This window comes from Sphingobium sp. 15-1 (assembly GCF_013375535.1).
Classification (GTDB): Bacteria; Pseudomonadota; Alphaproteobacteria; order Sphingomonadales; family Sphingomonadaceae; genus Sphingobium; species Sphingobium aromaticivastans.
The window spans coordinates 178,482-201,325 of the sequence record NZ_JABXJG010000003.1 but is presented as its reverse complement, the minus strand read 5'-3'; the positions used below and the strand labels follow the sequence as shown (position 1 = coordinate 201,325).

The 22,844-nt window shown below is 61.5% G+C and carries 21 protein-coding genes; 8 read left to right on the top strand and 13 right to left on the bottom strand.

Translation table 11 applies throughout. The annotated features are described in order from the left end of the window. Window positions 1–17 precede the first annotated feature (17 nt). Both HUK72_RS23955 and HUK72_RS23950 read left to right on the top strand, forming a co-directional pair. Window positions 18–920 carry an intradiol ring-cleavage dioxygenase gene (locus HUK72_RS23955; RefSeq protein WP_218036267.1) on the top strand — a complete coding sequence of 301 codons (903 nt, stop codon included), beginning with the start codon at window positions 18–20 and terminating at the stop codon, window positions 918–920. Further along, complete coding sequence (locus HUK72_RS23950; RefSeq protein ID WP_176599060.1) at window positions 920–1,687, top strand: SDR family NAD(P)-dependent oxidoreductase; 768 nt, start codon at window positions 920–922, stop codon at window positions 1,685–1,687. The genes HUK72_RS23955 and HUK72_RS23950 overlap by 1 nt, the downstream gene beginning before the upstream one ends. Window positions 1,688–1,905: 218 nt before the next feature. Here HUK72_RS23950 and HUK72_RS23945 read toward each other — a convergent pair whose 3' ends face one another. From HUK72_RS23945 to HUK72_RS23925, 5 genes are all read right to left on the bottom strand, one after another. Beyond that, window positions 1,906–2,592, bottom strand: coding sequence for a recombinase family protein (locus tag HUK72_RS23945; protein WP_255325985.1), 687 nt, complete (start codon window positions 2,590–2,592; stop codon window positions 1,906–1,908). Window positions 2,593–2,697: 105 nt separating this feature from the next. Then, window positions 2,698–2,895, bottom strand: a complete 198-nt coding sequence (locus HUK72_RS23940; RefSeq protein WP_066562783.1) for a hypothetical protein — start codon at window positions 2,893–2,895, stop codon at window positions 2,698–2,700. Between the two features lie 611 nt (window positions 2,896–3,506). After that, window positions 3,507–4,691 carry a beta-ketothiolase BktB gene (gene bktB, locus HUK72_RS23935; RefSeq protein ID WP_176599059.1) on the bottom strand — a complete coding sequence of 395 codons (1,185 nt, stop codon included), beginning with the start codon at window positions 4,689–4,691 and terminating at the stop codon, window positions 3,507–3,509. An 11-nt stretch (window positions 4,692–4,702) separates the two neighbouring features. Beyond that, window positions 4,703–5,482, bottom strand: coding sequence for an SDR family NAD(P)-dependent oxidoreductase (locus HUK72_RS23930; RefSeq protein ID WP_176599058.1), 780 nt, complete (start codon window positions 5,480–5,482; stop codon window positions 4,703–4,705). 24 nt (window positions 5,483–5,506) lie between these two features. After that, the gene (locus tag HUK72_RS23925) at window positions 5,507–6,169 is read right to left on the bottom strand and encodes a TetR/AcrR family transcriptional regulator (protein ID WP_176599057.1); all 663 of its coding nucleotides are present in this window, start codon (window positions 6,167–6,169) and stop codon (window positions 5,507–5,509) included. Between the two features lie 345 nt (window positions 6,170–6,514). Between HUK72_RS23925 and HUK72_RS23920 the strand changes: the two genes are divergently transcribed. Beyond that, entirely contained in the window at window positions 6,515–7,654 is a 1,140-nt protein-coding gene (locus tag HUK72_RS23920; protein WP_066562704.1) for an LLM class flavin-dependent oxidoreductase, read from the top strand. Between the two features lie 98 nt (window positions 7,655–7,752). Here the strand turns inward: HUK72_RS23920 and HUK72_RS23915 are convergent, their stop codons facing one another. From HUK72_RS23915 to HUK72_RS23900, 4 genes are read right to left on the bottom strand one after another with little or no spacing between them, the layout of a single operon-like run. Then, window positions 7,753–8,346 carry a TetR/AcrR family transcriptional regulator gene (locus HUK72_RS23915; RefSeq protein ID WP_176599056.1) on the bottom strand — a complete coding sequence of 198 codons (594 nt, stop codon included), beginning with the start codon at window positions 8,344–8,346 and terminating at the stop codon, window positions 7,753–7,755. Window positions 8,347–8,400: 54 nt separating this feature from the next. Next, complete coding sequence (locus HUK72_RS23910) at window positions 8,401–9,336, bottom strand: SMP-30/gluconolactonase/LRE family protein (protein ID WP_176599055.1); 936 nt, start codon at window positions 9,334–9,336, stop codon at window positions 8,401–8,403. 20 nt (window positions 9,337–9,356) lie between these two features. Continuing rightward, a complete protein-coding gene (locus tag HUK72_RS23905) occupies window positions 9,357–10,202 on the bottom strand; it encodes a crotonase/enoyl-CoA hydratase family protein (RefSeq protein WP_176599054.1) in 846 nt (281 codons plus the stop codon). A 47-nt stretch (window positions 10,203–10,249) separates the two neighbouring features. Then, complete coding sequence (locus HUK72_RS23900) at window positions 10,250–11,356, bottom strand: LLM class flavin-dependent oxidoreductase (RefSeq protein WP_176599053.1); 1,107 nt, start codon at window positions 11,354–11,356, stop codon at window positions 10,250–10,252. 292 nt (window positions 11,357–11,648) lie between these two features. Here HUK72_RS23900 and HUK72_RS23895 point away from each other — a divergent pair, with 292 nt between their 5' ends. Together HUK72_RS23895 and ribB are read left to right on the top strand one after the other, a co-directional pair. Further along, window positions 11,649–13,334, top strand: coding sequence for a class I adenylate-forming enzyme family protein (locus HUK72_RS23895; protein ID WP_336952949.1), 1,686 nt, complete (start codon window positions 11,649–11,651; stop codon window positions 13,332–13,334). 27 nt (window positions 13,335–13,361) lie between these two features. After that, the gene (gene ribB / locus HUK72_RS23890) at window positions 13,362–14,480 is read left to right on the top strand and encodes a 3,4-dihydroxy-2-butanone-4-phosphate synthase (protein WP_176599052.1); all 1,119 of its coding nucleotides are present in this window, start codon (window positions 13,362–13,364) and stop codon (window positions 14,478–14,480) included. A 35-nt stretch (window positions 14,481–14,515) separates the two neighbouring features. Here ribB and HUK72_RS23885 read toward each other — a convergent pair whose 3' ends face one another. From HUK72_RS23885 to HUK72_RS23870, 4 genes are read right to left on the bottom strand one after another with little or no spacing between them, the layout of a single operon-like run. Continuing rightward, a complete protein-coding gene (locus HUK72_RS23885; RefSeq protein WP_176599051.1) occupies window positions 14,516–14,833 on the bottom strand; it encodes a 2Fe-2S iron-sulfur cluster-binding protein in 318 nt (105 codons plus the stop codon). A gap of 31 nt (window positions 14,834–14,864) precedes the next feature. Then, window positions 14,865–15,353 (bottom strand): flavin reductase family protein, encoded by a 489-nt coding sequence (locus tag HUK72_RS23880; RefSeq protein ID WP_176599050.1) that lies wholly within the window; start codon window positions 15,351–15,353, stop codon window positions 14,865–14,867. A gap of 6 nt (window positions 15,354–15,359) precedes the next feature. Next, entirely contained in the window at window positions 15,360–16,616 is a 1,257-nt protein-coding gene (locus tag HUK72_RS23875) for a cytochrome P450 (protein WP_176599049.1), read from the bottom strand. A gap of 14 nt (window positions 16,617–16,630) precedes the next feature. Next, entirely contained in the window at window positions 16,631–17,713 is a 1,083-nt protein-coding gene (locus HUK72_RS23870; RefSeq protein ID WP_176599048.1) for a zinc-binding dehydrogenase, read from the bottom strand. Window positions 17,714–18,045: 332 nt separating this feature from the next. Here HUK72_RS23870 and HUK72_RS23865 point away from each other — a divergent pair, with 332 nt between their 5' ends. The 3 genes from HUK72_RS23865 (at window position 18,046) to HUK72_RS23855 (ending at window position 22,457) form a co-directional block, all read left to right on the top strand. Next, entirely contained in the window at window positions 18,046–18,792 is a 747-nt protein-coding gene (locus HUK72_RS23865; protein WP_176599047.1) for an SDR family NAD(P)-dependent oxidoreductase, read from the top strand. A 16-nt stretch (window positions 18,793–18,808) separates the two neighbouring features. After that, window positions 18,809–19,579, top strand: a complete 771-nt coding sequence (locus tag HUK72_RS23860; RefSeq protein WP_176599046.1) for an enoyl-CoA hydratase-related protein — start codon at window positions 18,809–18,811, stop codon at window positions 19,577–19,579. Window positions 19,580–20,009: 430 nt separating this feature from the next. Then, complete coding sequence (locus HUK72_RS23855; protein ID WP_255325983.1) at window positions 20,010–22,457, top strand: TonB-dependent receptor; 2,448 nt, start codon at window positions 20,010–20,012, stop codon at window positions 22,455–22,457. Window positions 22,458–22,844 lie beyond the last annotated feature (387 nt).

The window sequence follows — 22,844 nt, the reverse complement described above, 5'->3', positions numbered from 1 at the left end:
GGATGGAGAGCAAAGATATGATCGAGATCATGGGATCGGAACGCCACCTCGCCTTTTTTGACGCCGAGCGATCGGCGGACGTCGTGAACGCCCGCGCGGGTCCGGATATCTCCCCACGCTTCCGCGAGATCATGACGATCATCGTCAACCATCTCCACGCGGCCGTAAAAGAGGCGGGGCTGACCTCCGAAGAATGGATGGCTGGCATAGAATTTCTGACCAAAACCGGGCAGATGTGCTCCGACTGGCGCCAAGAGTTCATTCTTCTCTCAGACGTGCTTGGCGTGTCGATGCTCGTCGACGCACTCAACCACGATCGTCCAGAAGGTTCGACTGAGAATACGGTGCTCGGGCCTTTCTATGTGGCGGGCGCGCCGCGTTACGAGAACGGCGCGAATATCTGTCTCGATGGCAAGGGCGAACCGCTGGTCGTTCGCGGATGCGTGACCGATAATGAGGGCAGTCCGGTCGCTGGCGCGATCGTCGATGTCTGGGCGACGAACGACGACGGTTTCTACGATGTGCAGCAACGGGGGATCCAGCCGGACCACAATCTCCGTGGCGTCTTCACCACGGACAGCAACGGCGAATATTGGTTCCGAACGGTGAAGCCCCGCTACTACCCCATCCCTGACGATGGCACGGTTGGCAAACTCCTGGCTTCGCTTGGCCGCCATCCCAACCGTGCCGCCCACCTCCACTTCATCGTGAAGGCGCCCGGCTACGACACGGTCGTCACCCACATATTCACGCCTGACTGCCAGTACCTGGCGGAAGATACTGTGTTCGGCGTCAAGGACTCACTCATCGCCGATTTCCGCCAAGTCGACGATCCAGTAGAAGCCGAACAGCTTGGCTTCGCCACACCTTTTTGGAGGGTCGACTGGAACTTCGTTCTCGCCCGCGAAGAGGACGTCTGATGGCCAAGCTCAAAGGACGGGTGGCTCTCGTTACGGGCAGCGCACGTGGCATCGGGTTCGCTACGGCGCGCGCGCTTGCCGCCGCCGGTGCCAGAGTTATTGCCACCGATATCGTGGCGCCTGATGCGCTGGCGGCGGAGATCGGTGGCCTGTCGAGGGCGCTCGACGTGACGCAGGAAAGCGCCTGGATCGAAGTGATGATCTTTGCCCGAGAAGAGGCCGGAAGGCTCGACATACTTGTCAACAATGCGGGCGTTTTTGCGATTAGCCCCGTCATCGAGATGACACTCGGGAACTGGAGGCAGATGCAAGCCGTCAATGTGGAAGGCGTCTTCTTGGGGTGCAAGCACGCCGTGCCGCTGCTGTCTGAGGGCGCCACCCGCTGGGATGGGGGTGCCTCGATCGTCAACATGTCCTCGATAGGAGGCTTGCGAGGGAGCCCGGGGTTTACCGCTTATGCGGCGTCCAAAGGCGCTGTGCGCCTGATGACAAAGTGTCTTGCGTTGGAACTTGCGGATCGCAGGATCCGGGTGAACTCGGTCCATCCCGGCCTGATCGAAACCGCCATGGGGCGACAGCTTGTATCCGAAGTTGCACAGCGCGACGGCGGCGACCTCGGCATCTCTGCCCAGATCAATGCAGGTGAACCACTGGCCGGCGCCGGATCGCCAGCCGACATCGCGCACGCCGTGGTATTCCTGGCATCCGACAAGGCGGCGTTCATGAGCGGATCGGAACTCGTCGTAGATGGGGGGCAAACAGCTTGACGAGCTCATATCACTCCAGAACCAAGGCTGGAGGGATGTTCCGCGTTAGTTGGACCCTGCTGTTCGCGAATGCCGAGGCAGAGGCTTGTTACCCATCTCGCTTTCCCCATGAGCTTCTGGCGCGCCTGCTCGAAGGAGGACCAATCGTGTTCGACCTTCTGCTCGGCGCATTTGGAATTGGTGCAGTCGCGAGCGCGACCCGCCTCCCGGCAACACCGTCATATGGCGCGGCTGGTCCCGCCTGATGGACATGAAACTTGGAATCGATCTCGCCGGGCGCACTTGTGGGTAATTGAAAGCTTCCGTCGGCGCTTACCGTAGTTCGGCTTGCGCCACTCGACATCGCCGTTGTTGCGCTTGGCGGGAAGGTCCAGCCCATGCTCGATAAACCAGAGCAGCGCTTGCCGTGCACTGCCGAGCTCGGCGACCTTGTCAAACACCAGGGCAATGGCTTCTTGGACCCGACGATCAGGATCCTTCTCGATCCGGTCGCCGACCTTCACGAAGCCGACCGGGGCCGCAACGATCAGTTCGCCGCGTCGAGCCTTCTCGTAGCGGGCCGAGAGCGAACGCTGGCGCAGAAGATCCAGTTCATACTCTTTGAGGCTGCCCTTCAGGCCCAGCAGCAGTCGGTCATTGCCCTGGCGCGGGGCGTACACGGTCTCTTGGTCGATCAACACCGTGTCGACGACCCGGCACATCTCGATAAGCTGTTGCCAGTCACGGCTGTTGCGGGCGAAGCGCGAAACTTCCCGTGCAGCGACTGCACCGACTTTGCCAAGGCAGACCTCGGCAACCATCCGGTCGAAACCGGCGCGTGTCACACCTCCTGCGGCTGATCGGCCAAGATCTTCGTCGACGGTCTCGATGCGAGACCATCCCAGAGTGACCAGGCGATCGCGCATTGCGTATTGCAGAGCGCTGCTCTCCCGGTTGTGAAGCACCTGATGGGGGAGGACTGCCGCACATACAGGATCGCCTTGCGCTCGAGATGCTGCGGGCCGATCTTCTCAAAGTTCATCGTACGTCTCCCGTGGTTCCGCGACGGGATCGCTGTCGATATGCTCGAGTAGCAGGCGTACGATCAGCGGCATCAACGCTTGGCGTGTCGGCGGCGGCAGGGTCTGCCATCGCGGAAGCTGCGCGATCCCGGAACCGCTGGGGCTGGAGAACAGATCGAGCTGCACTGTCATCGGCTTGCGTGCCATCAAGACCTCCCGAATACGAGTCGTGAGGGCTGAATGCTGCGCTCGAAACCGATGAAGCCGAAATCTTCTTGGCTGCCACCTGCAGGAGTCTGGACAGCGCGCTCAGCGCGCCGATATCCACGCGAGATGCAGCTTCAAGGCACGTCATGGTGCAAACAGCGCGGTCAAACATCCACGCCGGAATCTCAAGCAAGCGATCGGACGTCGTACCTGTGAGGTTGCACCGAAAAACAATCGCCCCGGCGCGTTCCACGGCTTGATGCACGTGGATCTGCCGACCCCTCCAGGGGTGCCATGGATAGATAACTTCCCGGATATCGGTCCCGTGGGCGTTGCGTCGCCGTGTTGTATAATGAGAGCCGTCCTCACTCGGCTCTTGGCAATCTGACGCCGGCGGAATATCTTGCCGGATCAGGAATTTGGCCTGCCCCGAGCGGGGCAGGCCAAGCCGGAAACTAACGCTGGGCCTGGTCCACCAATCCCAAGCGCTTCAAGGGCTTAATCCACTAACAAACTTATCGGTCCACTCGGTTGGGGCAGATCAGGCATGGCGGATTCCCGCCACGCCATTGACCTGCTAAACCTATTGTCCGAAAATATTCCAAACCGTCTTAGTCGTCCACTCGCTCGATGACCAAGGCGATCCCCTGCCCGCCGCCGATGCACATGGTGATAAGGCCATAGCGCCCCGCAATCCGTTCCAGCTCATAGAGGGTCTTGACCGTCAATATCGCGCCCGTCGCACCAACCGGATGGCCGAGCGCAATGCCGGACCCGTTGGGATTGACCTTCTCCGGATCGAAGCCCAGCAAATTGGCGACGGCGCAGGCCTGCGCCGCGAAGGCTTCGTTCGATTCGATGACATCGACCTGATCGAGCGTCACGCCAGCCCGCTCCAGCGCGATCGGCACGGCCTTGACCGGCCCGATGCCCATGCGATCGGGCTGGACCCCGGCATGGCCCCAACCCAATATTCTGGCCCTGGGCATCAGCCCCTTTTCCCTGACCGCCGCCTGTGAGGCAAGGACCAGCGCCGCCGCACCGTCATTGATGCCGGACGCATTGCCTGCCGTCACCGTGCCGTCCTTCTGGAACACGGCGCGAAGCTTGCCCATATCCTCCACATTCGCTTCGGCGCGGACATGCTCGTCCGTATCGAACAGTTGCACGCCCTTGCGGCTCCTGATCTCGACGGGCAGGATCTGCTCCTTGAAGCGACCTTCCACCTGCGCGGTCGCCGCGCGCTGGTGGCTCAGCACCGCCAGTTCATCCTGCATCTCGCGCGTGATGTGATGGTCGGCCGCTACATTCTCCGCCGTCACGCCCATATGCATGCCTTCGAACGGGTCGGACAGCACAGCCGTCAGCGCGTCGACCATGACAGCATCGCCCATTTTCTGCCCAAAGCGCGCCGCAGCCACATGATAGGGCGAACGCGTCATCGATTCGGCGCCCCCCGCCACGGCAATGCCGCATTCCCCAAGCGCGATCATCTGCGCGGCGGAAATAATGGCCTGAACACCCGATCCGCACAGCCGATTGAGCGTCAGCGCGGGCGCTTCGACAGGCACGCCCGCCTCGACCGCAGCGACGCGGGCGAGATAGGCGTCCTTGGGCTCACTGAGAATGACATTGCCCATGACGACATGCTGCACGGCATCGGGCGCCAGTCCGGCGCGCCGCACGGCCTCTGCAATGACCAGTGTGCCGAGGCGAGCGGGCGGAATGTCCTTCAGGCTGCCGCCGAAATCGCCGATGGCGGTACGAACACCTGACAATATGTAAATCGGTTCCATAGTCTCTCCTTTCACCGCGGCGCCATGCGCAGCGCGCCGTCAAGGCGCACCGAAGCGCCGTTCATGTAGCCATTGCCGATCAGGAACAGCACTGTTTCGGCATATTCCTCCGGCTTTCCCAGACGCTTGGGAAAGGGCACCGTCGCGGCCAGCGAATCCTGTACATTCTGCGGTAGCCCGGCCAGCATCGGGGTGCCCAATATCCCCGGCAGGATGACGTTGCAGCGAATACCGTCGCCCATGAGATCGCGGGCGATCGGCAGGGTCATGCCCTTCACCCCGGCCTTCGAGGCGGCATAGGCCGCCTGTCCGATCTGCCCATCTTCGGCGGCGACCGAAGCGGTGTTGATGATGACGCCCCGCTCGCCATCCTCCAGCGGATCGAGCGTCAGCATGCCCGCCGCCGATTTGGCGATGCAGGCGAAGGTTCCCACCAGATTGATGTTCACAGTGCGCATGAAGGCCGCGATGCGATGGGCGACGGGCGCGCCGCTTTCCCTGTCGCGGCTGGCCGTCTTTTCGCCCGACGCGATGCCCGCGCAGTTGACGAGAATGCGCTCCTGCCCCTGCGCATCCCGCGCCTTGGCAAAGGCAGCGTCGACCGATGCCTCGTCGGTCACATCGACGGCGCAAAACAGGGCGCCAATCTCGGCCGCCAGCGCTTCGCCGCGCTCGACATTCACGTCGAAGATCGCGACTCTTGCCCCGGCGCCCCGCAGCGCCCGCGCCGTCGCCTCACCCAATCCCGATGCTCCGCCGGTCACGACGGCGGGCAAGTCCTTGATCCGCATTTTCTCTCTCCTGTGGATATGGCTTCAGGCCTGTGCCGGCCCAAGCCTCAGCGGCATGCACATGACGGCCACGATCTGCTCCATCGTGTCCTCCAGCGCTTCCTCGAACGTCTCCCCGAACATCTCCCCGTCCGTGCCATGATGGCGGACCAGTATGTTGAGGAACATGAGGCTGATGCTGATGAGCCGCCGTTGGGCCACATGCGGCGGCAGATAATCGACCCGATCGCGCAGCAGATGGAGCGCGCGGGTCAGATGGGGCGGCTCCGATCCGCTGAAATCGCCAAATTCCGGAGACCGGCTTTGCAGCAGATACTGGCTGAGGAAGCTGGCATAGCTATGGTTGCCATCGGCGTCCTGAAGGTCGAGCTGCGGCAGCAGGATGATCTCCAATATGGTGCGCGCATCCTTCAGCCGCCCGCTTGCTTCTGCCCGGCGCAACAGGGCGCCGCGCGCGTCCTCCATCTGATCCATGCGAAAGTCGAAGATGGCGCGCACCAGACCCTCACGCGATCCGAAATGATATTGCACCGCCGCGTGATTGCCCTGCCCGGCCTGTGCGGCAATCTCGCGCATCGAGGCACCATGGATGCCGCCCTTCGCAAACAGCCGCTCACCGGCGAGGATGAGGCGGGTCTTGCCGTCGAGACTTTCGGTCGCCGCCCCATCCTCCAGCTGGTTATCCATGCCCGCCACCCACATTCCTTATTACATCTGTTTTAGAAATACCCGGCATTGAAGGCGAGCCGAAAAATATATTTCCAGAAACCACCTCTTCCCAACCGCCGAAACCGATCGCAGAAAAGTGGGCATATTGCAAGAATTTTAGCGGTATTTCGGCACAATATGTCGACGCACCGCGCTCACAACCTCTGCGCGCTGGGCCAAAACCCTAGCCCAGACGCGAAATTACACTTGACTTAAATTCCCGCGCTGGATTATCCCTAATCACCGTTAGACAGCCCTGGCCCATATGCCGCCCAAAGACGGCAGCCATCGGCTCGTTGCGATTACGCTCAAGGAGAGACTTTCATGGCGATGGAAACCGGCCTCATCTTCCACCCCTATATGCGCCCGGGCCGAACGGCGCGGCAGACCTTCGAATGGGGCGTTCAGAACAGCGTGGCCTGCGACAAGGCAGGCTTCACCTCGATGATGATCTCCGAGCATGCCTCGCAGATCTGGGAGAATATCCCCAACCCCGAACTCATCATGGCCGCCGCCGCGTTGCAGACCAGCCAGATCAAATTCGCTCCGATGGCGCACATCCTGCCCCACCAGCATCCCGCCAAGCTCGCCATCATGGTCGGCTGGCTGTCGCAGATTCTGGAAGGCCGCTATTTCATGGGCATCGGCGCCGGCGCCTATCCGCAGGCGTCCTACATGCACGGCATCAGGGAAGCGGAGCCGCAGATGCTGAACGACATGGTGCGTGAATCCCTCACCATCATGGAGAAGATCTGGAAGCGCGAGCCCTTTTTCTACGAGGGCAAATATTGGGACGCTGGCTTCCCCGAGGAAACCCCGGCGGAAACCGAGGAAGACGAACAGCATATGCTCGCCGATTTCTCGCCCTGGAACGGCGCCTTTCCCGAATTCGCCGTCACCGGGTTCAGCCAGAATTCGCCATCGATGAAGCTCGCAGGTGAGCGCAACTTCAAGCCGGTATCGATCTTCTCCGGCCTCGACGCGCTCAAGCGTCACTGGGAAATCTATTCCGAAGCCAATATCAAGGCGGGCTTCACGCCGAACCGCCAGCGCCATGCCGTCTCGCAGACCGTCTTCTGCGCGGACACCGACGCAGAGGCCAAGCGGCTCGTGATGGAGGGGCCGATCGGTTATTGCTTCAACAAATATCTGATCCCGATCTGGCACCGCTTCGGCATGATGGATGGCTTCGCCAAGGACGCCGGCATCGATCCCAAGGACGCCGACCTCGAATTTCTGGTCGACAATGTCTTCGTCGTCGGCTCGCCCGACACCGTCGTCGACAAACTCAACACCCTGTTCGAACAATGTGGCGGTTGGGGCACGCTCCAGGTCGAAGCCCATGACTATTATGACGATCCGTCGCCCTGGTTCTATTCGCTCGAACTGCTCGCCAAGGAAGTCGCCCCCCGCGTGAAGCTGCCGGGCACGCGCGAAGCGGTGAGTGAGGCGGCGGTCGCCTGATCTTCGGATCGCAACGCAAAAAGGGGTGGGAGATCATCGATCTCTCACCCCTTTTTTATGTCCGAAAGCGTGATACGCGCCGTGCGCACCACTAAAGATCAGGGATGTTCGACCGCGAACCCGTAGAGAAGCAGATCGGCCGCCTGTTCGGCAATCTGCGCAGGCCCCAGCTTTCCCGGTCGATACCAGGACGAACAGGAATCGAGCATCGCAATCAGGAACTTGCGAACGACAGTGGCGTCCAGAGCCTTGGCGCCGCTACCGTCGGCCTGAGCCGCGACGATCAAATCGCGCCAATAATTGTCGAAGCTGGAATAGGCCGCCAGCACGCGCTGACGCATCTCATCGGGCAAGTCATCGAACACGCGGGAGACGGCGGACGAATAATCGTCTCCGGTCAACAGGAAGTCGACATGCGCGACGATGGCCGCGCGCAGCCGCACCATGGGCGATGCCCCCGACCCCAGCCCCTCGACGCGCGCCATGATGTGGCGGTTGTTATGATAGATGCCCTCCATCATCACTTCCTCGACCAGATGGTCCTTGGACGGAAAATGATGATAGATGCTGGGGGCCAGCATGCCGGCCCCCTTTGCAATGTCGCTCAGCTTGGCGCCGGCCAGCCCCTTTTGCCGCAGGATCGCGGCGGCGGAATCCAGAATGCGCGTTCGGCCATTATCTGCTTGTGCCATGCGCCCTCTTAACCGCTATTTCAGCGAAATACAGCCCTTTCGCCTATGGCGAGCCTATCCGGCGAAAGGCGTGTTGGGGACGCCTGCGGCCGGCGGATCGAGAATCTCGAACAGACCGCCCGCGAGCGGCTGCTCCGCGAAGATTTCGGGCGTGAAGCCCTGCGAGCCGGTGATCAGGAACAGCCGACTATAATCTGTACCGCCAAAGGCCGGGCGAAGACCGCGCCGGATCGGCAGGCGCCGTTCCTCCAGCAAGGTGGCATCCGGCGCAAAGCGACGCAACATCCAGCTTTCGTAAAAGGCCATCCAGATGCAGCCTTCGACATCGACGGCCATGCCGTCGGGATAGCCATCCTCGGGCTTGAACGTCAGGAAATCGCGGCGGTTGGACAGGGTGCCATCCTCCGCCACATCATAGGCCCAGCTTACCAGCGGCATGGAATCGTTCACATAAGCGATCCTGCCATCGGGGCTGAAGGCCGGGCCATTGGCGGTGACGATATTCCGTTCCTGCGTGCTAACCGTTCCATCGGCATCGAGCCGGTAGAGTTCGCCGGTGCTGCGGACCTCGAAATTGCCGAGCGTGCTTTCCTTGTCCTCAGCCGTGGTGCTTTCATCCCACTGGCTGGAATCGCAGGACCCTGACCAGTAGCGCCCCTTGCGATCGGTGACGCCGTCATTCAGGCGCGCAACTTTCGGATTGGGGATGGGATGGATGAAGGGCTGGTAAATCCCCCGCCGGGGATCGACATGGGCGAAACCGTCGGCGCAGGAGGCGACGAAGCCGCCGCTGGCCCGCGGCGCGATGGCGCTGATCCAGGCTGGCGCGTCCCACCGGCCCTTCTCGCCGCTCTCCAGATGATACCAGTTGACGCTCGGCGCTTCGATGTCGACCCAATAGATGCAGCCGTCCCGATCGTCCCAGATGGTGCTTTCACCCAGGATCGCCTTCGCGTCCCACAGGCAGCGCCAGCCTTCGCCTTCCATCATAGCCTCATCCCGTCCTTCTATCAGAGCTTTACGATCGGATCGCCAAAGGGTTCGTCGCGTTGCCGCACGGCTTCCTTGAGGCCCTGCGTCCGCACGGTTTCGTTGAAGCGCGTCCGGCTGGCCGCCAGATGCCCGCGCGCGTCCATTTCCGCCGCCATGCGCTGCAAGGTCCGCGCGCCCATCAGTTCGAGGCCGATATTGACGATCCGCTTGTTGGCGCTCAGCAGATCGGGGTCGATCAGCGCCAGCCGTGCCGCGAGCGCTTTGACCTCCGCCTCCAACTGGTCGGCGGGAACGGCCTTGAGCGCCAGGCCGATCCGGGCCGCATCCTCGCCCCGAATGGAATCCCCGGTCAGCAGCAGCCGCTTCGCCCATTGCGGCCCGGCCAGATAGAGCCACATATGACTCGGCAGCGACCCCTGCGACCGCGCGGGCGGAAAGCCAAAGATCGCATCGTCCGCGCAGATCACCATGTCGCAGAGCAGGGCCAGATCGGTCCCTCCCGCCAGACAACGGCCATGGACCTGCGCGATCACCGGCTTGTGCATGTCGAACAGCGCCATGCGCAGCCGCTGGGCGCGTTCCTGATGCCAACTGTCATCGTCGAACTTCGCCCGGCCGCGCCGGTGATCCACCTGTCCGGGGATCGGCTGGTCATATTTCTGAAGGTCATAACCCGAACAGAAATCCGGACCCGCCGCCTTGAGGACCACCGCATGGACGCGAACATCCTCATCGGCGTCCCACAGCATCGCATTCAGCTGCTCCTGCAACTCCTCACTTAGCGCGTTGCGCTTTTCTGGCCGGTTCAGCGTGATCCACGCGGTGCCGTCACGCACATCGTACAGGAGCAATGGCTCGCTCATCCTGTCCTCATCCTCTCAAAAGGCGCCGATCCTGATCGGCCGCCGCATCACGCCAAAGTCTGCACGCCGACCGGAGCGACCGGCGCGGACACATCGATGTCCTTGAGATGGGGCAGAACCTTGCGCGCGAAAAGCTCGTAATTCTCCCGGCCCACCTCAAAGGGCATGTCGCCGAACTGGGTATAGATGATGAAGCTGCCCACGTCGAAGCGATCGACCATCGCCTTCAGCTTCTCCAGCACCTCTTCCGGGCGGCCCCATATCTGGAGATCGGCGAGGAAGTTGTTGAATTTCTCGATGCCGTTCTTCTCCACGCTGGCCGCCAGCGCGCCATAATATTCATAGCCTTCGATCGAGGCGAATTCCTTGTTGCCGAACTGATAGAAGGAGGAAGTCGAGCGGGCATATTCAAGCAGATATTTGTCGCGCATTTCCTGCGCCTTCGCCGCATCCTCATTGACGGCGACGAAAGCGACGACCACCGGCTTGGGTGCAGGACGCCCCTGCATCGCGAAAAAACGCTCGCGATAGCTGGTGATATCCTCCTGGACCCGGTCCCAGGGCTTCTGCGCGATGATCATCAACCCGACGTCCAGATTGGCCATCAGCTTGACCGATTCCGGCGACACGGCGGAGGCGAACACACGACCCCGATAGCTGGCATAGGGGCGCGGGCGCAGCTCGACGCGGGGCTGCTTCAGATAGTCGCCGTCATATTCCATGACGCCGGTTTCCAGCGCTTCCAGCAACGCCTCGGCATATTCGCGGAAACGCTTGCGCGCCTCGCCCATGGGCACGCCGAAGCCGTCAAACTCCTCCTTGCCCAGACCCCGGCCGATACCCAGGATCGCGCGCCCTTCGGAGAACTGGTCGAGCAGGAGGAAGCTTTCCGCGATGCGAACCGGGTTCTGCCACGGCAGCACGGTGACGGTCGTGCCGAGCTTGATCCGCTTGGTCTGGCCCGCCACCCAGGACAGGAACTGGGGCACGTTGGGCGTCATCATATAGCCGGTGAAATGATGCTCCGGCGTCCAGACGGAATCGAAGCCCTGATCTTCGGCGCGCGCCGCCAGCGAGAGTTCGTGACGGAACACGTCGATATCGCTGACCTTGTCGTTCAGATTCTGGAACGTCAGCCCCAATCCCACTTCCATATTCGCCTCCAAATCGCATCTCTTGGAATTAAACTAATTACAATTAGGTTGATTTGGCAAGCCCCTTCGCACGGCAAAGCTGCCCACGCGGCCATTTTCAGCCATTGAAAAAGCTCGAAACTCGGTTTTCTGCCATAATTTTATCCATATATTTCTGTTATTTAAATGATATTTCTCTTTCCCTTAAAAATCGAAGGCAGAGACAGGAAACGACAGCGAAAAACTGTCGCCCTTGACGAACATGGCGTAAATTTGCATCATAACAGAAATTAGGCAGAGGAGATTTCGACCTGTGAGTGAGTCCATCGCAGCGCGGCGCCAGGCCATGGCAGACCGGCATCCTGTCTGGCAGGAGATGACGCTGGACGCTTATCTCAGACGCGCCGCCGAAGATTATGGCACGCGCCCGCTCGTCATCACCGATGGCGAAACGCTCGATTATGCCACGGTGGAGGCGCAATCCCGGCAGATCGCGGCGGGCCTCGTGGCCCTCGGCATCCAGCGCGGCGAACGGGTGGGCCTGATGATGGCCAATTATCCCGTCACTGTGTCCCTGCTCTTCGCGATCTGGCGCACCGGGGCCGTGGCCGTGGCGATCAACACGCTCTACGGCCCCAAGGAGCTGGAATATGTCATCCGCGAAGCCGGATGCGCGCTGCTCGTCAGCATGGCCGGCTTCGGTTCCCGCCGCTTCGATCGGGAACTGGACGAGCGCATGCCGGGATGGCGGACCGGCGACTATGCCCCCCTGCCGGAATTGCGCCGGGGCTTGGTGTACGACATCAACGCGCCCCAGCATTTTTTCGATGCGCTACCGGCCGGGGAACTGCCCGAACAGGGCGCCGAAGCCCATGATCCGGCCGTCATCATGTTCACCTCCGGCACGACCGGATCGCCCAAGGGGGTGATGCAGACCCATGACAATCTGCTGCGGGCCGCTTATGCCGGCGCCTATCATCAGGCGTTCAAGGACGGTCGGCGCGCGGTCTTCTCGCTGCCGCTCTATCATTCCTTCGGCCTTGTCGTGGGCCTGCTGTCGGGGATGATCGTGGGCGGCGCCATCATCCCCCTGCTCCGCTTCGATCCGCACGCCCTGCTGAGCGCGACCGAGCGCCACAGCGCGACTTACCTCATGGGCGTTCCGACCATGACGATCGCCATGATGGAGCAGGCGAAGACGCAAAGTTACGATCTGTCCTCCCTGACCGCCGTGCACAGCGCCGCAGCGCCGACGCCGAGCTGGGTCTGGCGCGAGATACAGCGGGTCTTCGGCTGCGAGGAGATTTTCACCAGCTACGGCCAGACCGAAGTGACCGCGACCATCGTGTGCACAAAGCCGGGCGATCCGATCGAGATCGTCGCGGAAACGCAGGGCTGCATCGTCGAGGCCGGTATTGCCGGAATCCCCGCGCTGGGCGGCAGGATTTGCGAGTTCAAGACGATCGACCCGGAAACCGGGGAGGATCTGCCGCACGGCGCGGCGGGCGAACTCTGCACCCGCGGGCCGATGAACAGCCTCGGCTATTTCCGCCGTCCGGAGGAAAGCGCGAAGCTGTTCCTTCCGGGTGGCTGGATTCGCACGGGCGACCTTGGACAATTCAGGCCCGACGGCAATCTGTTCCTCACCGGGCGGTCGAAGGAACTCTACAAGAGCAAGGGCGAACTGGTTTCCCCCAAGGAGCTGGAGCAACTCGTCACTGCCCATCCAGCCATCGCACAGGCCTTTTTCATCGGCATGCCCGATGACCGATGGGGCGAATGCGGTTGTGCGTGGATCGTGCTGGCCGACGGCCAGTCCTTCACCGCCGAAGAACTGCTCGCCTGGCTCGCTCCGCAAGTGGCGGGCTACAAGCTGCCGCGCGACATATGGTTCATTGCCGACAATGAACTGCCCAAGACCGGCACTGGCAAGGTGCAGAAGAATATCCTCAAGGACATGGCATTGGCACAGCTCGCTGCGGCGAAGGGCGCAGCCTGAACCGACAGGCAAATGGAAAGAAAAGCAATGAGCACCGAAGGCATCTCATCGATCGAAGACATCATCCAGGATGCCATCGACGGACTCCCCTATATATTGGTTGACGCCGACGACCGCGAAAATGAGGGCGACGTCATCATCCCGGCCCAGTTCGCGACGCCGCGCCAAATCAATTTCATGGCGAAACATGCGCGCGGCCTCATCTGCCTCGCCATGACGCAGGCGCGGGCGGAGCATCTGAAACTGCCGCCGATGACGGTCAACAACCAGTCCGGCCATGGCACGGCCTTCACCGTATCGATCGAAGCCCGCGAAGGCGTGACCACCGGCATTTCGGCGCAGGATCGCGCCCACACCGTCGCCGTCGCCGTCGATCCCACCAAGACCGCCGCCGACATCGTCTCGCCCGGCCATATCTTCCCGCTGACGGCGCGCGACGGCGGCGTGCTGGTCAGGGCTGGCCACACGGAGGCGGCGGTCGACATCTCGCGCCTCGCGGGCCTCACGCCAGCAGGCGTCATCTGCGAGGTGATGAACGACGATGGAACCATGGCGCGCCTGCCGGAGCTGTTGGTTTTTGCGAAAGAGCATGGCCTCAAGGTCGGCACCATCGCAGACCTCATCGCCTATCGCCGCCGGTCGGAAAAGCTGGTGCAATGCGTCGCCAGCGCTCCGTTCCACAGTTTCTACGGCGGCAACCTCACCATCCATGTCTATCGCAACCAGATCGACGGCGGGGAACATGTCGCGCTGGTAAAGGGAGAAATACGATCCGATCGCGAGACTTTGGTCCGCGTGCATCAGGTGGACCTGACGGCTGACCTGCTGGGCTGGTCGCAAGCCCATCCGGAATATGTACCCCAGGCGCTCCAGACCATCGCCGCCCATGAAGGACAGGCCGTAGCGGTCTTCGTTCGCGACCCAAGCCCCGATTCCATCTCCAAGCGGATCGAGGGGGGCCGCAAGACCTATCATGATACCAACGCAACGCGGGATTATGGGATTGGCGCCCAAATCTTGCTTGATCTGGGCGTGTGTCAGATGACCCTGCTGACATCCAGCAAGGCAAAACTGGCGGCACTGGAGGGATTCGGACTGACGGTTGTGGGACGCGTTCCGCTGCGGGACTCAGCCTCGCAAGCATGAAGTGAAAGGGCGGCGCGCAAGCTCCGCCCTATCCTTCAATCTTCTGGCGCGATGGCGATCCTGATATTTTGAGCCGAGCCATCGACGACGAGCTGGCACGACAGCCGGCTTGCCGGCGTGCGGTGATCCGAACTGTCCAGCAGGTCGTTTTCATCTTCCGTCAGCGGCGGAAAGAGATCGGCATGTTCCTCCGCGACATAGACATGACAGGTCGCGCACGAACAGCATCCCCCGCAAAGGGCAAGCAGCTCGTCCAACCCGTGGTCGCGGATGGCCTCCATAACCGAGAGCCCTCCCTGAACCTCAAGCGCATGTTCGCGACCGAGGCGGTCGACTATAATCAAATTCGCCATATTTTGCGTCAGTCCCTGCTCGCAGATCCGCTCAAAGCGGCATGACCCGGCCATAGGCGCCCTTGTGGAACAACAAGGGTGCGCCGGGATGGTGGGCGTCGAGTGAATGGACCGCGCCGAGCACGATATAATGGTCGCCCGCTTCATGCACGGCCTGGATGGTGCAATCGATCCAGGCGAGCGCGCCGTCCAGCACCGGTGATCCGAGCACCGAGAGGTGATGCGGCACGCCCTCGAACTTGTTCGGGTCCTTGGACGCAAGGATACGGCAGAGTCCCTCCTGCCCGTCCCCCAGCACATTGACGCAGAAGCCCCCCGCCGCTTCGATCTTGGGCCAGCTCGACGATCCCTTGTCAGGAAAGAAGGCGACCAGCGGCGGATCGAGCGATACCGAGGTGAAGGAGCCGACGATCATGGCGGCGGGAACGCCGTCCGGCTGAACCGCGGTGATAGCGCAGACGCCGGTCGGATAGTGGCCCAATATGCGACGAAAGTCGTGCGGGTCGATCGTGACGGTCATGGAGAATCAGACTTTCCAGACGAGAGGGATGTTTTCGACAGCAGCGACAATCCCTGCATGATAGGTCGGATTCGCTCCATCCTTCATCGAGAAGCTTGGAACCCGGGCCAGCCATTCCTGCAAGGTCACGATCACCTCCATCCGGGCCAGATGCATGCCGGCGCAGCGATGCGGTCCCTGGGCGAAGGTGGAATGCGCGCCGACGTTGCGGCGCGACAGGTCGACCTTCATCGGATCGGCATGCTCGCTGTCATCCAGCCCGTGCAGCGCAGTGGGCAGCAGGATCAGGTCGCCGGCCTTCAATCGGGTTCCGTGAAATTCCATGTCGGACACGACATAGCGCGCGTCGGAAACGACGGCGAAACGGCGGAACATCTCCTCGACGCCGCGTTGCAGCTTCATCGGGTCGGACCGCAATTCCTCCACCGTCTCGGGATGGCGAGCCAGATAGATCATCATGAAGCTGAGGAGATTGACCACCGTGTCGAGACCGCCCAGCAGCAGCAGCGAGACAAGACCCAGCATCTTGTCCTCCGGCATCGGCTGGCCGTTGATCTCGCTATTCACCATCATGGTGATGAGGTCGGTCCCGGTGCCGCCGCGCCGTTCCTCGATGATCGGCGCGACATAGGCGAAAAAGCCCTTGTTCGCGGCCTCCAGCGACCGGCCCTGCTCCTCGGGCGTGTTGCCCGAAGGACGCGTCATCTCCTTGGCCAGGGCGTTCAGCATCGGTGCATCGTCCATCGGCAGGCCAGCAAGCGCCAGGAACACCTTGACCGGAAAGACCCCGGCATAATCCCGCGCGAAATCGCACTCGCCCTTGTCTGCGAACCCTTCGATCAGGTCGACCGCGACGGCGCGCACATCCGCCTCCAGCTTGCGAATCTGGGCCAGGTTCAGCCCCTTGTCGATCGCCTTGCGATAGGGCGTATGCTCGGGCGGGTCCATCTTGGTCGGGACCATCTCATAGGCCTCGCCCGCCTCACGCGGCACCCAGATGACGCGGCTGGAGAAGCGGTCGGGGCTGCGATAGACCTCGTCGATCACTACACCGCGCGTCGCGACCCAATGGCCACCGGTCAGCGGCGTCCAGACCAGCGGCGGCGTGCCGGGCTGCTGCACGCGCTTCCATGCCTCGTGAAAGCCTTCCTCTATACCGTCCAGTCCGTAAATATCGATGTCCCGGACCAGTGCCGACGGCACATGGTCGGGCATGGGAACGCGTGGTTTCGCGGGGGCCGGGGTCAGCAGATCGGTGTTCATGGCCGCATTCCTTTTCAACGGATGGTCGGGTCGATCACCGCTTTGGTGGCGACGCCGGTTTTCGTGACATGGAGAGCCTCGGCCGCCTGATGGATGCCGAAGCGATGGCTGACGAGCTGACCCAGCGGCACCGCATCCTGAACGCGCGCCGCAAACTGCATCGCCTGATAATAATTTTTGGGCGCCGGGAAGGACGCGCCGCCGACCGTCAGGTTCTTCAGCGTCAGATCGCGCGGGGAAATCGGCTGCGTGCCGATCGCGCCCCACAGGCCCAATATGATGTAGCGGCTGTGAATGCCGCTAAGATCGACGCCTTCGGGAAAGGCGGGCAGGGCGCCGGCCGCTTCGATGACGATGTCCGGACCCTGACGGCCGACACGGTCGTAAATCATCCGCTTGCGCTCCTCGGCGGGCAGGTCGAGCGACACCGTCGCCGTCGCGCCGAGCGACTTGGCGGCCTCCAGCCGTGCCGGGGCGCCGTCGATCACGATCACTTCGCGCGCCCCCGCCTGCGCCGCCACCAGCACGGCGGACAGGCCCACCGGTCCTGCCCCCTGAACGACGACGGAGTCACCGAACCGCACCGGACCGCAGCGGTCGAAGCCGCGCAATACCGTCGGCAAGGCGCATCCCAGCGCCGCGACCGCCTCCGGCCGCGCATGGTCCGGCAGGCGATAGAAGGGCATGTTATTGGGCAACCAGGCATAATCGGCATAGCTGCCCCAATTGGGCTTGGCCGCATCCTCGAAATATTGGCTGTTCTCGCACGGCGTCTGTTCAAGGACGGTGCAGGAATAGCAGCGATGGCAGAGCGCAATGGGCGACCAGATGACAAGGTCGCCGGGCTTGACCGGCACGCCCGCATAGTCGGTCGACACACCGGCGCCGAGCTGCTCGATCTGCCCGACGCCCTCATGGCCCAGGATGATCGGAAAGGGCATCTCGCCCGCCTCTCCGCTCAATATGTGGACGTCGCTGCCGCACACGCCGCCCAATATCGTGCGCACCAGCGCGCCGCCCGCTTCGGGCGCATGGATATCCACGTCCCACGTTTCGAGGCGGTTCTTCTCCACCATCACCGCAGCTCTGCCCTGCATCCCTCATCCTCTCAGCTTTACCTTCGTAGCCGTCGCTCCGGCGTTCGAACGACTTTAACTCACTTGCGGGGTCGACGTCCCCGCTATTGAAATTAAACTAATCAAAATTAGCCCATCGATGCAAGAGCCGATTGCAGGCGGCATCAAGTGACAACCCGCAAAGATACCATGTATTTCTTCTCAAATATCTGTTTTTACATGATATTTTCCGAGTATTTGAATTGAGTCGCGGGCGCTCAGGCAGCCGCCTTAAGCCCACCCTATTGACATTCACGCGCCAGAAATATTCAATAACCAAAATTAGGCAAATGCAGAATCGCGAAGGAGAGCATATGGGTCGTCTGGCAGGCAAAGTGGCCATCATCACAGGGGCCGCTCGCGGCATGGGGGAATCCCACGCCCGCATGTTCGCGCGTGAAGGCGCCAAACTCGTCCTCACCGACCTCAACGTCGAAAAGGGCGCGGCCTTGGCCAAGGAAATCGGCGAAGCGGCGATATTCCTGGCGCATGATGTGACCAAGGCCGACGACTGGGCGCGCATCGTCGCCAAGGCGGTCGAAACCTTCGGAACGATCGACATCCTCGTCAACAATGCCGGCATCCTCGGCCCGATGGCCAATACGGTCGACCTGACGGAAGAGGGTTATCAGCTCGTCTGCGCGGTCAACCAGCATTCGGTCTTTTACGGCATGCAGGCCGTGCTGCCGACCATGGTCAAGGCCAATAAGGGCTCGATCGTGAACATCTCCTCCATCGCCGGCATGGCGGCGAACTATGGCTTCCCAAGCCTGGCCTATGTCGCGAGCAAGTTCGCCGTGCGCGGCATGACCAAGGCCACGGCCATGGAATATGGGAAGAATAATATCCGTGTGAACTCCGTGCATCCCGGCTTCATCCAGACCCCGATGATGGTCGAGGCGACCGACGAGGTCGGCGGCGAGGCGCTGGCCCAAATCCCGTTGGGCCGCATCGCCGATCCGTCCGAGGTGTCGAACCTCGTGCTGTTCCTGGCTTCGGATGAATCATCCTACATCACCGCATCGGAACATCTGGTCGACGCGGGCATGCTGGCGCACTGACCGGGAGGGAGGCGCCGTGCCAACGGTCGAGTTTCACCGCAGCGGCCATGTTGCCGAGATACGGCTCAACCGGCCTGCCTCGCTCAACGCCATTGACGATGAGATGGACCGGGCGCTCGCGGATGCCTGGGAACGGGTGGACGGCGATCCGGATATCCGGGTCGCTGTTCTCTCCGGCACCGGCGACAGGGCCTTTTGCGCCGGGGCAGACATGGCGAACCCACCGCTGGGCCATGACGGCCTTTCCTTCGGCGGCGGACTGACGGGCATAGGGGGGCGGCTCAACCCCTTGCGCAAACCCCTGGTCTGCACAGTCCAGGGCCATGTCCTCGGACTCGGTTTCGAGCTGGCGATGTGCGCGGACATCATCATCGCCGCCGAGGATGCTGTGTTCCGTCTGCCCGAGGCGCGAGCCGGCATCATCGACCATTGCGGCGTCGTCCACCGCGCCATCCGGCAGCTTCCGCATCATGTCGCCATGGCCATGATCATCGCCAGCGAACCGCTGACCGCGCAGGAGGCGTTGCGATTTGGCCTGATCAATGCCTGCGTCGACCGCAACGCATTGCCCGCAGAGACAAGCCGCTGGATCGCAAGACTGCTGGAATGCTCGCCACTGGTGTCACAAGCGGGCAAAGAGGCAGCGCTGGACGGGCTGAGGCATTCACTGCCTGACGCTTTGTCCGCTTCCTACCCTCAGATCAAAAGCTATCAGGCGACACAGGATCGTGCAGAAGCGGCGGTCGCATGGAAGGAACGGCGGGCGCCCCAATGGCTTGGGCGATAGAATCGGAATCCTAATTTAAATTCGAAATTTTTTGCTAAAAGCAGAAAATCCTTTCCTGAAAAAGTGCGGTCCCCAATTTTCCTATCGCGGTCAGCATTATGTGCGCCGGGCGGATAATTCCCTAATAATGCCATGTTTCCAGTAATTCTTTCGCATAGATCAGCGCATTCCGCTCCGATTGCGACAAAAAGGAACAGCGGAACGAACGCAACATGTGCCGCATTATCCCTCTTGCACACTGCCCTAATTTAGATTAGGCAAAGCCTGTAGGCGTCGCAGAGCGCCGGTCGATGAACCTGTCGAGACAATCGCGGCCATGGAGATAAGGATGAATGAAAATCACGACATCTTTGCACCATGCCCATCCTGTCCACGGCAATCATCGCGCCCAGCGGCGATCAACGAACAATAATCAGGTGAGGAGTAGAATATGAGGCAAGACGAACTTCGGGCCTATGATGTCGGCCAGGCCGTTTCCCCTCTCTATCGTCGGATATTGATGGCATCGGCGGGATCGGCCGCCATCGCCCTGTTCGGACTGGCCGGCAATGTCGCCATTGCCCAGTCCGCATCCAGCGCCCCGCAGGTAACCGAAAGTGCACCACAGCCCGCCGACATGTCCGACATCGTCGTGACCGCGCAACGGCGCGAGGAATCGCTGTCGAAGGTCCCGCTCTCCGTCGCGGCGCTCAGCTCCGAAACCTTGCAGAACCGGGTGGTCACGAAGGAGCAGGATCTGGCGGCGCTCGTCCCCGGCCTGATCGTCAAGAACGGCCAGAACCAGAACCAGTTGAGCTTCACCATGCGGGGCCAGACGCTGGACCCCTTCTCCGGCGCCAGCCCGGCCGTGCTCACCTATCTGAACGAAGTCCCCTTCACCGGCGGCAATTCGGCTACGGCTTTTTACGACTTCTCGTCGGTGCAGGTGCTCAAGGGGCCGCAAGGCACGCTGTTCGGCCGCAACGCGACCGGGGGCGCGGTTCTCTATGCATCGGCCAAGCCGGGCGAGGATTTCGGCGGTTTCGGCACAATCCGCGCGGGCGAACGCGATCTCATCCAGCTGCAGGGCGCGGTCGACATTCCGGTCATACCGGGCAAGATTCTGCTCCGTGTCGCCGGCGATTATCAGAAGCAGGACGGCTATGTCCACAACCTGTTGACGGGCAATACGCTGGGCGACGTCGACAACCGTTCAGGCCGCATCACGGCAGTCCTGCGCCCGACCGACACGATCGAGAACACGACCGTCTTCCAATATAGCCGGTTTCGCGGTACGGAATCCAACGGCCAGCTCTATTCCTATTATCCGCTCGGCTCGACCAACACTTCCAGCCAGACCGGCATCACCTATAATCTGACGGCGACGCTGGACGCACTCTACGGCAACGGCTTCTTCCCCGGCGTAGGCGACGGCCCGCCCGGACCCGGCACATTTCCCGGCGCGGTCGCCGGCTATCTCGCCTGGCAGAAGGCCCATCCCTACGAAACCTATCTGTCCTACGACCTGCCCCACAAGGCGAGCAGCTATTTCCTGTCGAACACCACAACGTTCGAGTTGAACGACAATCTCACGGTCAAGAATATCTTCGGCTTTCAGAAGACCTTCGCCCGGACCGCAGGCATATTGAGCGGATCGCCCTTCGCCTCGCTCGACCTCTATAACAGCTCTGGTAACTATACCGGCCCTCCGGGCGGGCAGGTTTTCCGCAACAAGAGCATTTCCGAAGAACTCCAGCTTCAGGGAAAATCAGCCGACGGCAAGCTCGAATATATCATCGGCGGCTTCTACAATTACGCCACGAAGGAAGAAGCCATCCCCGTCATCGTCGGGGCCGAACTCCCGACCCCGGCAGGCGAGGTTCTGTACCATACCCACGGCACCACGCGTTCGCGCGCGGTTTACGGACAGGCTACCTACGACCTGTCGGACGCCGTGCTGGAAGGGCTGAAGTTCACGGCTGGCGCCCGCTACACCTGGGAAACGGTCGGCATGACTTCCTATGACGATCATGCTTTCTTCGTCGGCTTCCCCCGTGAAAAGGCGACACTTAAAGCGCCAAGCTGGGTCGGCACCCTGCAATGGCAGGCCAGTCCGGCGAGCCAATTCTACTTCACGCAACGCGGCAGCTTCCGGGCCGGCAACTTCAACGGCGCCGTGGTGCCCTATGGTCTCGCGAATTTCTTCAAGAATGAATATACCCATGATTTCGAACTGGGCTACAAGTTCAGCGGGATGCTGCTCGGTCAGCGTGCTCATTTCAACGTGGCCGCCTATAAGCAGATCGTGAAGAATGCGCAGCATTCGCTCTACGCCGTGGTGGCCGGCGCGCCGTCCGCCTTCACCGTCAACGTGCCCGAAGCGCAAGTGAAGGGCGTCGAAATGGACGGCGACATCATGCCGGCCGATTGGTTGAAACTGGGCTTCTCTGGCGCCTATACGGACGCGAAATACACCAAGAACATTGTCGACCTGTCTGTGCAGACCGGCACACCGGGCTTCGTCGTCCCGTTCGATTCCTATCCCGATGCACCCAAATGGTCGGGGTCTCTCTATGCCGATCTGACCCTGCCGGCACCGGCACAGTGGGGCGAGATGCATTTCCGGGTCGACAGTTTCTCCCAAACCTCATCTTATTTCTCGAATAATAATTATTCGATCACGCCGGGCACCAAGATCAAGGGATATACGACCATTGCCGCGCGCCTGAGCTGGAACGAAATCATGGGCAGCCCACTTTCCTTGGGCATCTATGCGAAGAACCTATTCGATCGTCAATATTATCAGTCAGGCTATGTCCTCGGCGCCTCGGGTGGCATGAACACAGTCATCCCTGGTGAACCTCAGACCTTCGGCGCCGAAGTTACGATGAAGTTCTGATTATATTCCGGCAGCGATCCATAACGTTTCCGTTTAACTGACACGATTCCCCAATGCCTAAGTCGACGACCAAAAAGTGCTTCGATATGGCTGAGGGAGTGGAAATCTGATTACAGGAACTCGGCTCACCCCCAACAGGGTGGACCGAGTTCGCATCGTTCGAGCAACCTGAAATGACCGGTTTCGGGTTACGCAAACCCCCACCGAAAACGACCAGCTATGCCGCTCACGAAAAACTCAAGGCAAGTAGCTACAGCCAGTTGCCTCCTCCCAAGCAGACAGAGCAGAAAGTCCCAGGCCCAGCTCGTCAGGCCAGCCGGCGCCCGACTTCCGCGAGCGGCAGGGCTAGAGCGGTGAGCGCGAAGAAGGAATCGTGTACGCTTCCCT

Bases quoted from the DNA above. Each gene is read 5' to 3' on its own strand.
- HUK72_RS23900 (WP_176599053.1), bottom strand. From the start codon at position 11,356: ATGGAAGTGGGATTGGGGCTGACGTTCCAGAATCTGAACGACAAGGTC.
- HUK72_RS23870 (WP_176599048.1), bottom strand. From the start codon at position 17,713: ATGCAGGGCAGAGCTGCGGTGATGGTGGAGAAGAACCGCCTCGAAACG.
- HUK72_RS23880 (WP_176599050.1), bottom strand. From the start codon at position 15,353: ATGACCGTCACGATCGACCCGCACGACTTTCGTCGCATATTGGGCCAC.
- HUK72_RS23930 (WP_176599058.1), bottom strand. From the start codon at position 5,482: ATGCGGATCAAGGACTTGCCCGCCGTCGTGACCGGCGGAGCATCGGGA.
- HUK72_RS23945 (WP_255325985.1), bottom strand. From the start codon at position 2,592: ATGCGCGATCGCCTGGTCACTCTGGGATGGTCTCGCATCGAGACCGTC.
- HUK72_RS23920 (WP_066562704.1), top strand. From the start codon at position 6,515: ATGGCGATGGAAACCGGCCTCATCTTCCACCCCTATATGCGCCCGGGC.
- ribB (WP_176599052.1), top strand. From the start codon at position 13,362: ATGAGCACCGAAGGCATCTCATCGATCGAAGACATCATCCAGGATGCC.
- HUK72_RS23915 (WP_176599056.1), bottom strand. From the start codon at position 8,346: ATGGCACAAGCAGATAATGGCCGAACGCGCATTCTGGATTCCGCCGCC.
- HUK72_RS23950 (WP_176599060.1), top strand. From the start codon at position 920: ATGGCCAAGCTCAAAGGACGGGTGGCTCTCGTTACGGGCAGCGCACGT.
- HUK72_RS23925 (WP_176599057.1), bottom strand. From the start codon at position 6,169: ATGGATAACCAGCTGGAGGATGGGGCGGCGACCGAAAGTCTCGACGGC.
- HUK72_RS23875 (WP_176599049.1), bottom strand. From the start codon at position 16,616: ATGAACACCGATCTGCTGACCCCGGCCCCCGCGAAACCACGCGTTCCC.
- HUK72_RS23910 (WP_176599055.1), bottom strand. From the start codon at position 9,336: ATGATGGAAGGCGAAGGCTGGCGCTGCCTGTGGGACGCGAAGGCGATC.
- HUK72_RS23855 (WP_255325983.1), top strand. From the start codon at position 20,010: ATGAGGCAAGACGAACTTCGGGCCTATGATGTCGGCCAGGCCGTTTCC.
- HUK72_RS23940 (WP_066562783.1), bottom strand. From the start codon at position 2,895: ATGGCACGCAAGCCGATGACAGTGCAGCTCGATCTGTTCTCCAGCCCC.
- HUK72_RS23865 (WP_176599047.1), top strand. From the start codon at position 18,046: ATGGGTCGTCTGGCAGGCAAAGTGGCCATCATCACAGGGGCCGCTCGC.
- bktB (WP_176599059.1), bottom strand. From the start codon at position 4,691: ATGGAACCGATTTACATATTGTCAGGTGTTCGTACCGCCATCGGCGAT.
- HUK72_RS23885 (WP_176599051.1), bottom strand. From the start codon at position 14,833: ATGGCGAATTTGATTATAGTCGACCGCCTCGGTCGCGAACATGCGCTT.
- HUK72_RS23905 (WP_176599054.1), bottom strand. From the start codon at position 10,202: ATGAGCGAGCCATTGCTCCTGTACGATGTGCGTGACGGCACCGCGTGG.
- HUK72_RS23955 (WP_218036267.1), top strand. From the start codon at position 18: ATGATCGAGATCATGGGATCGGAACGCCACCTCGCCTTTTTTGACGCC.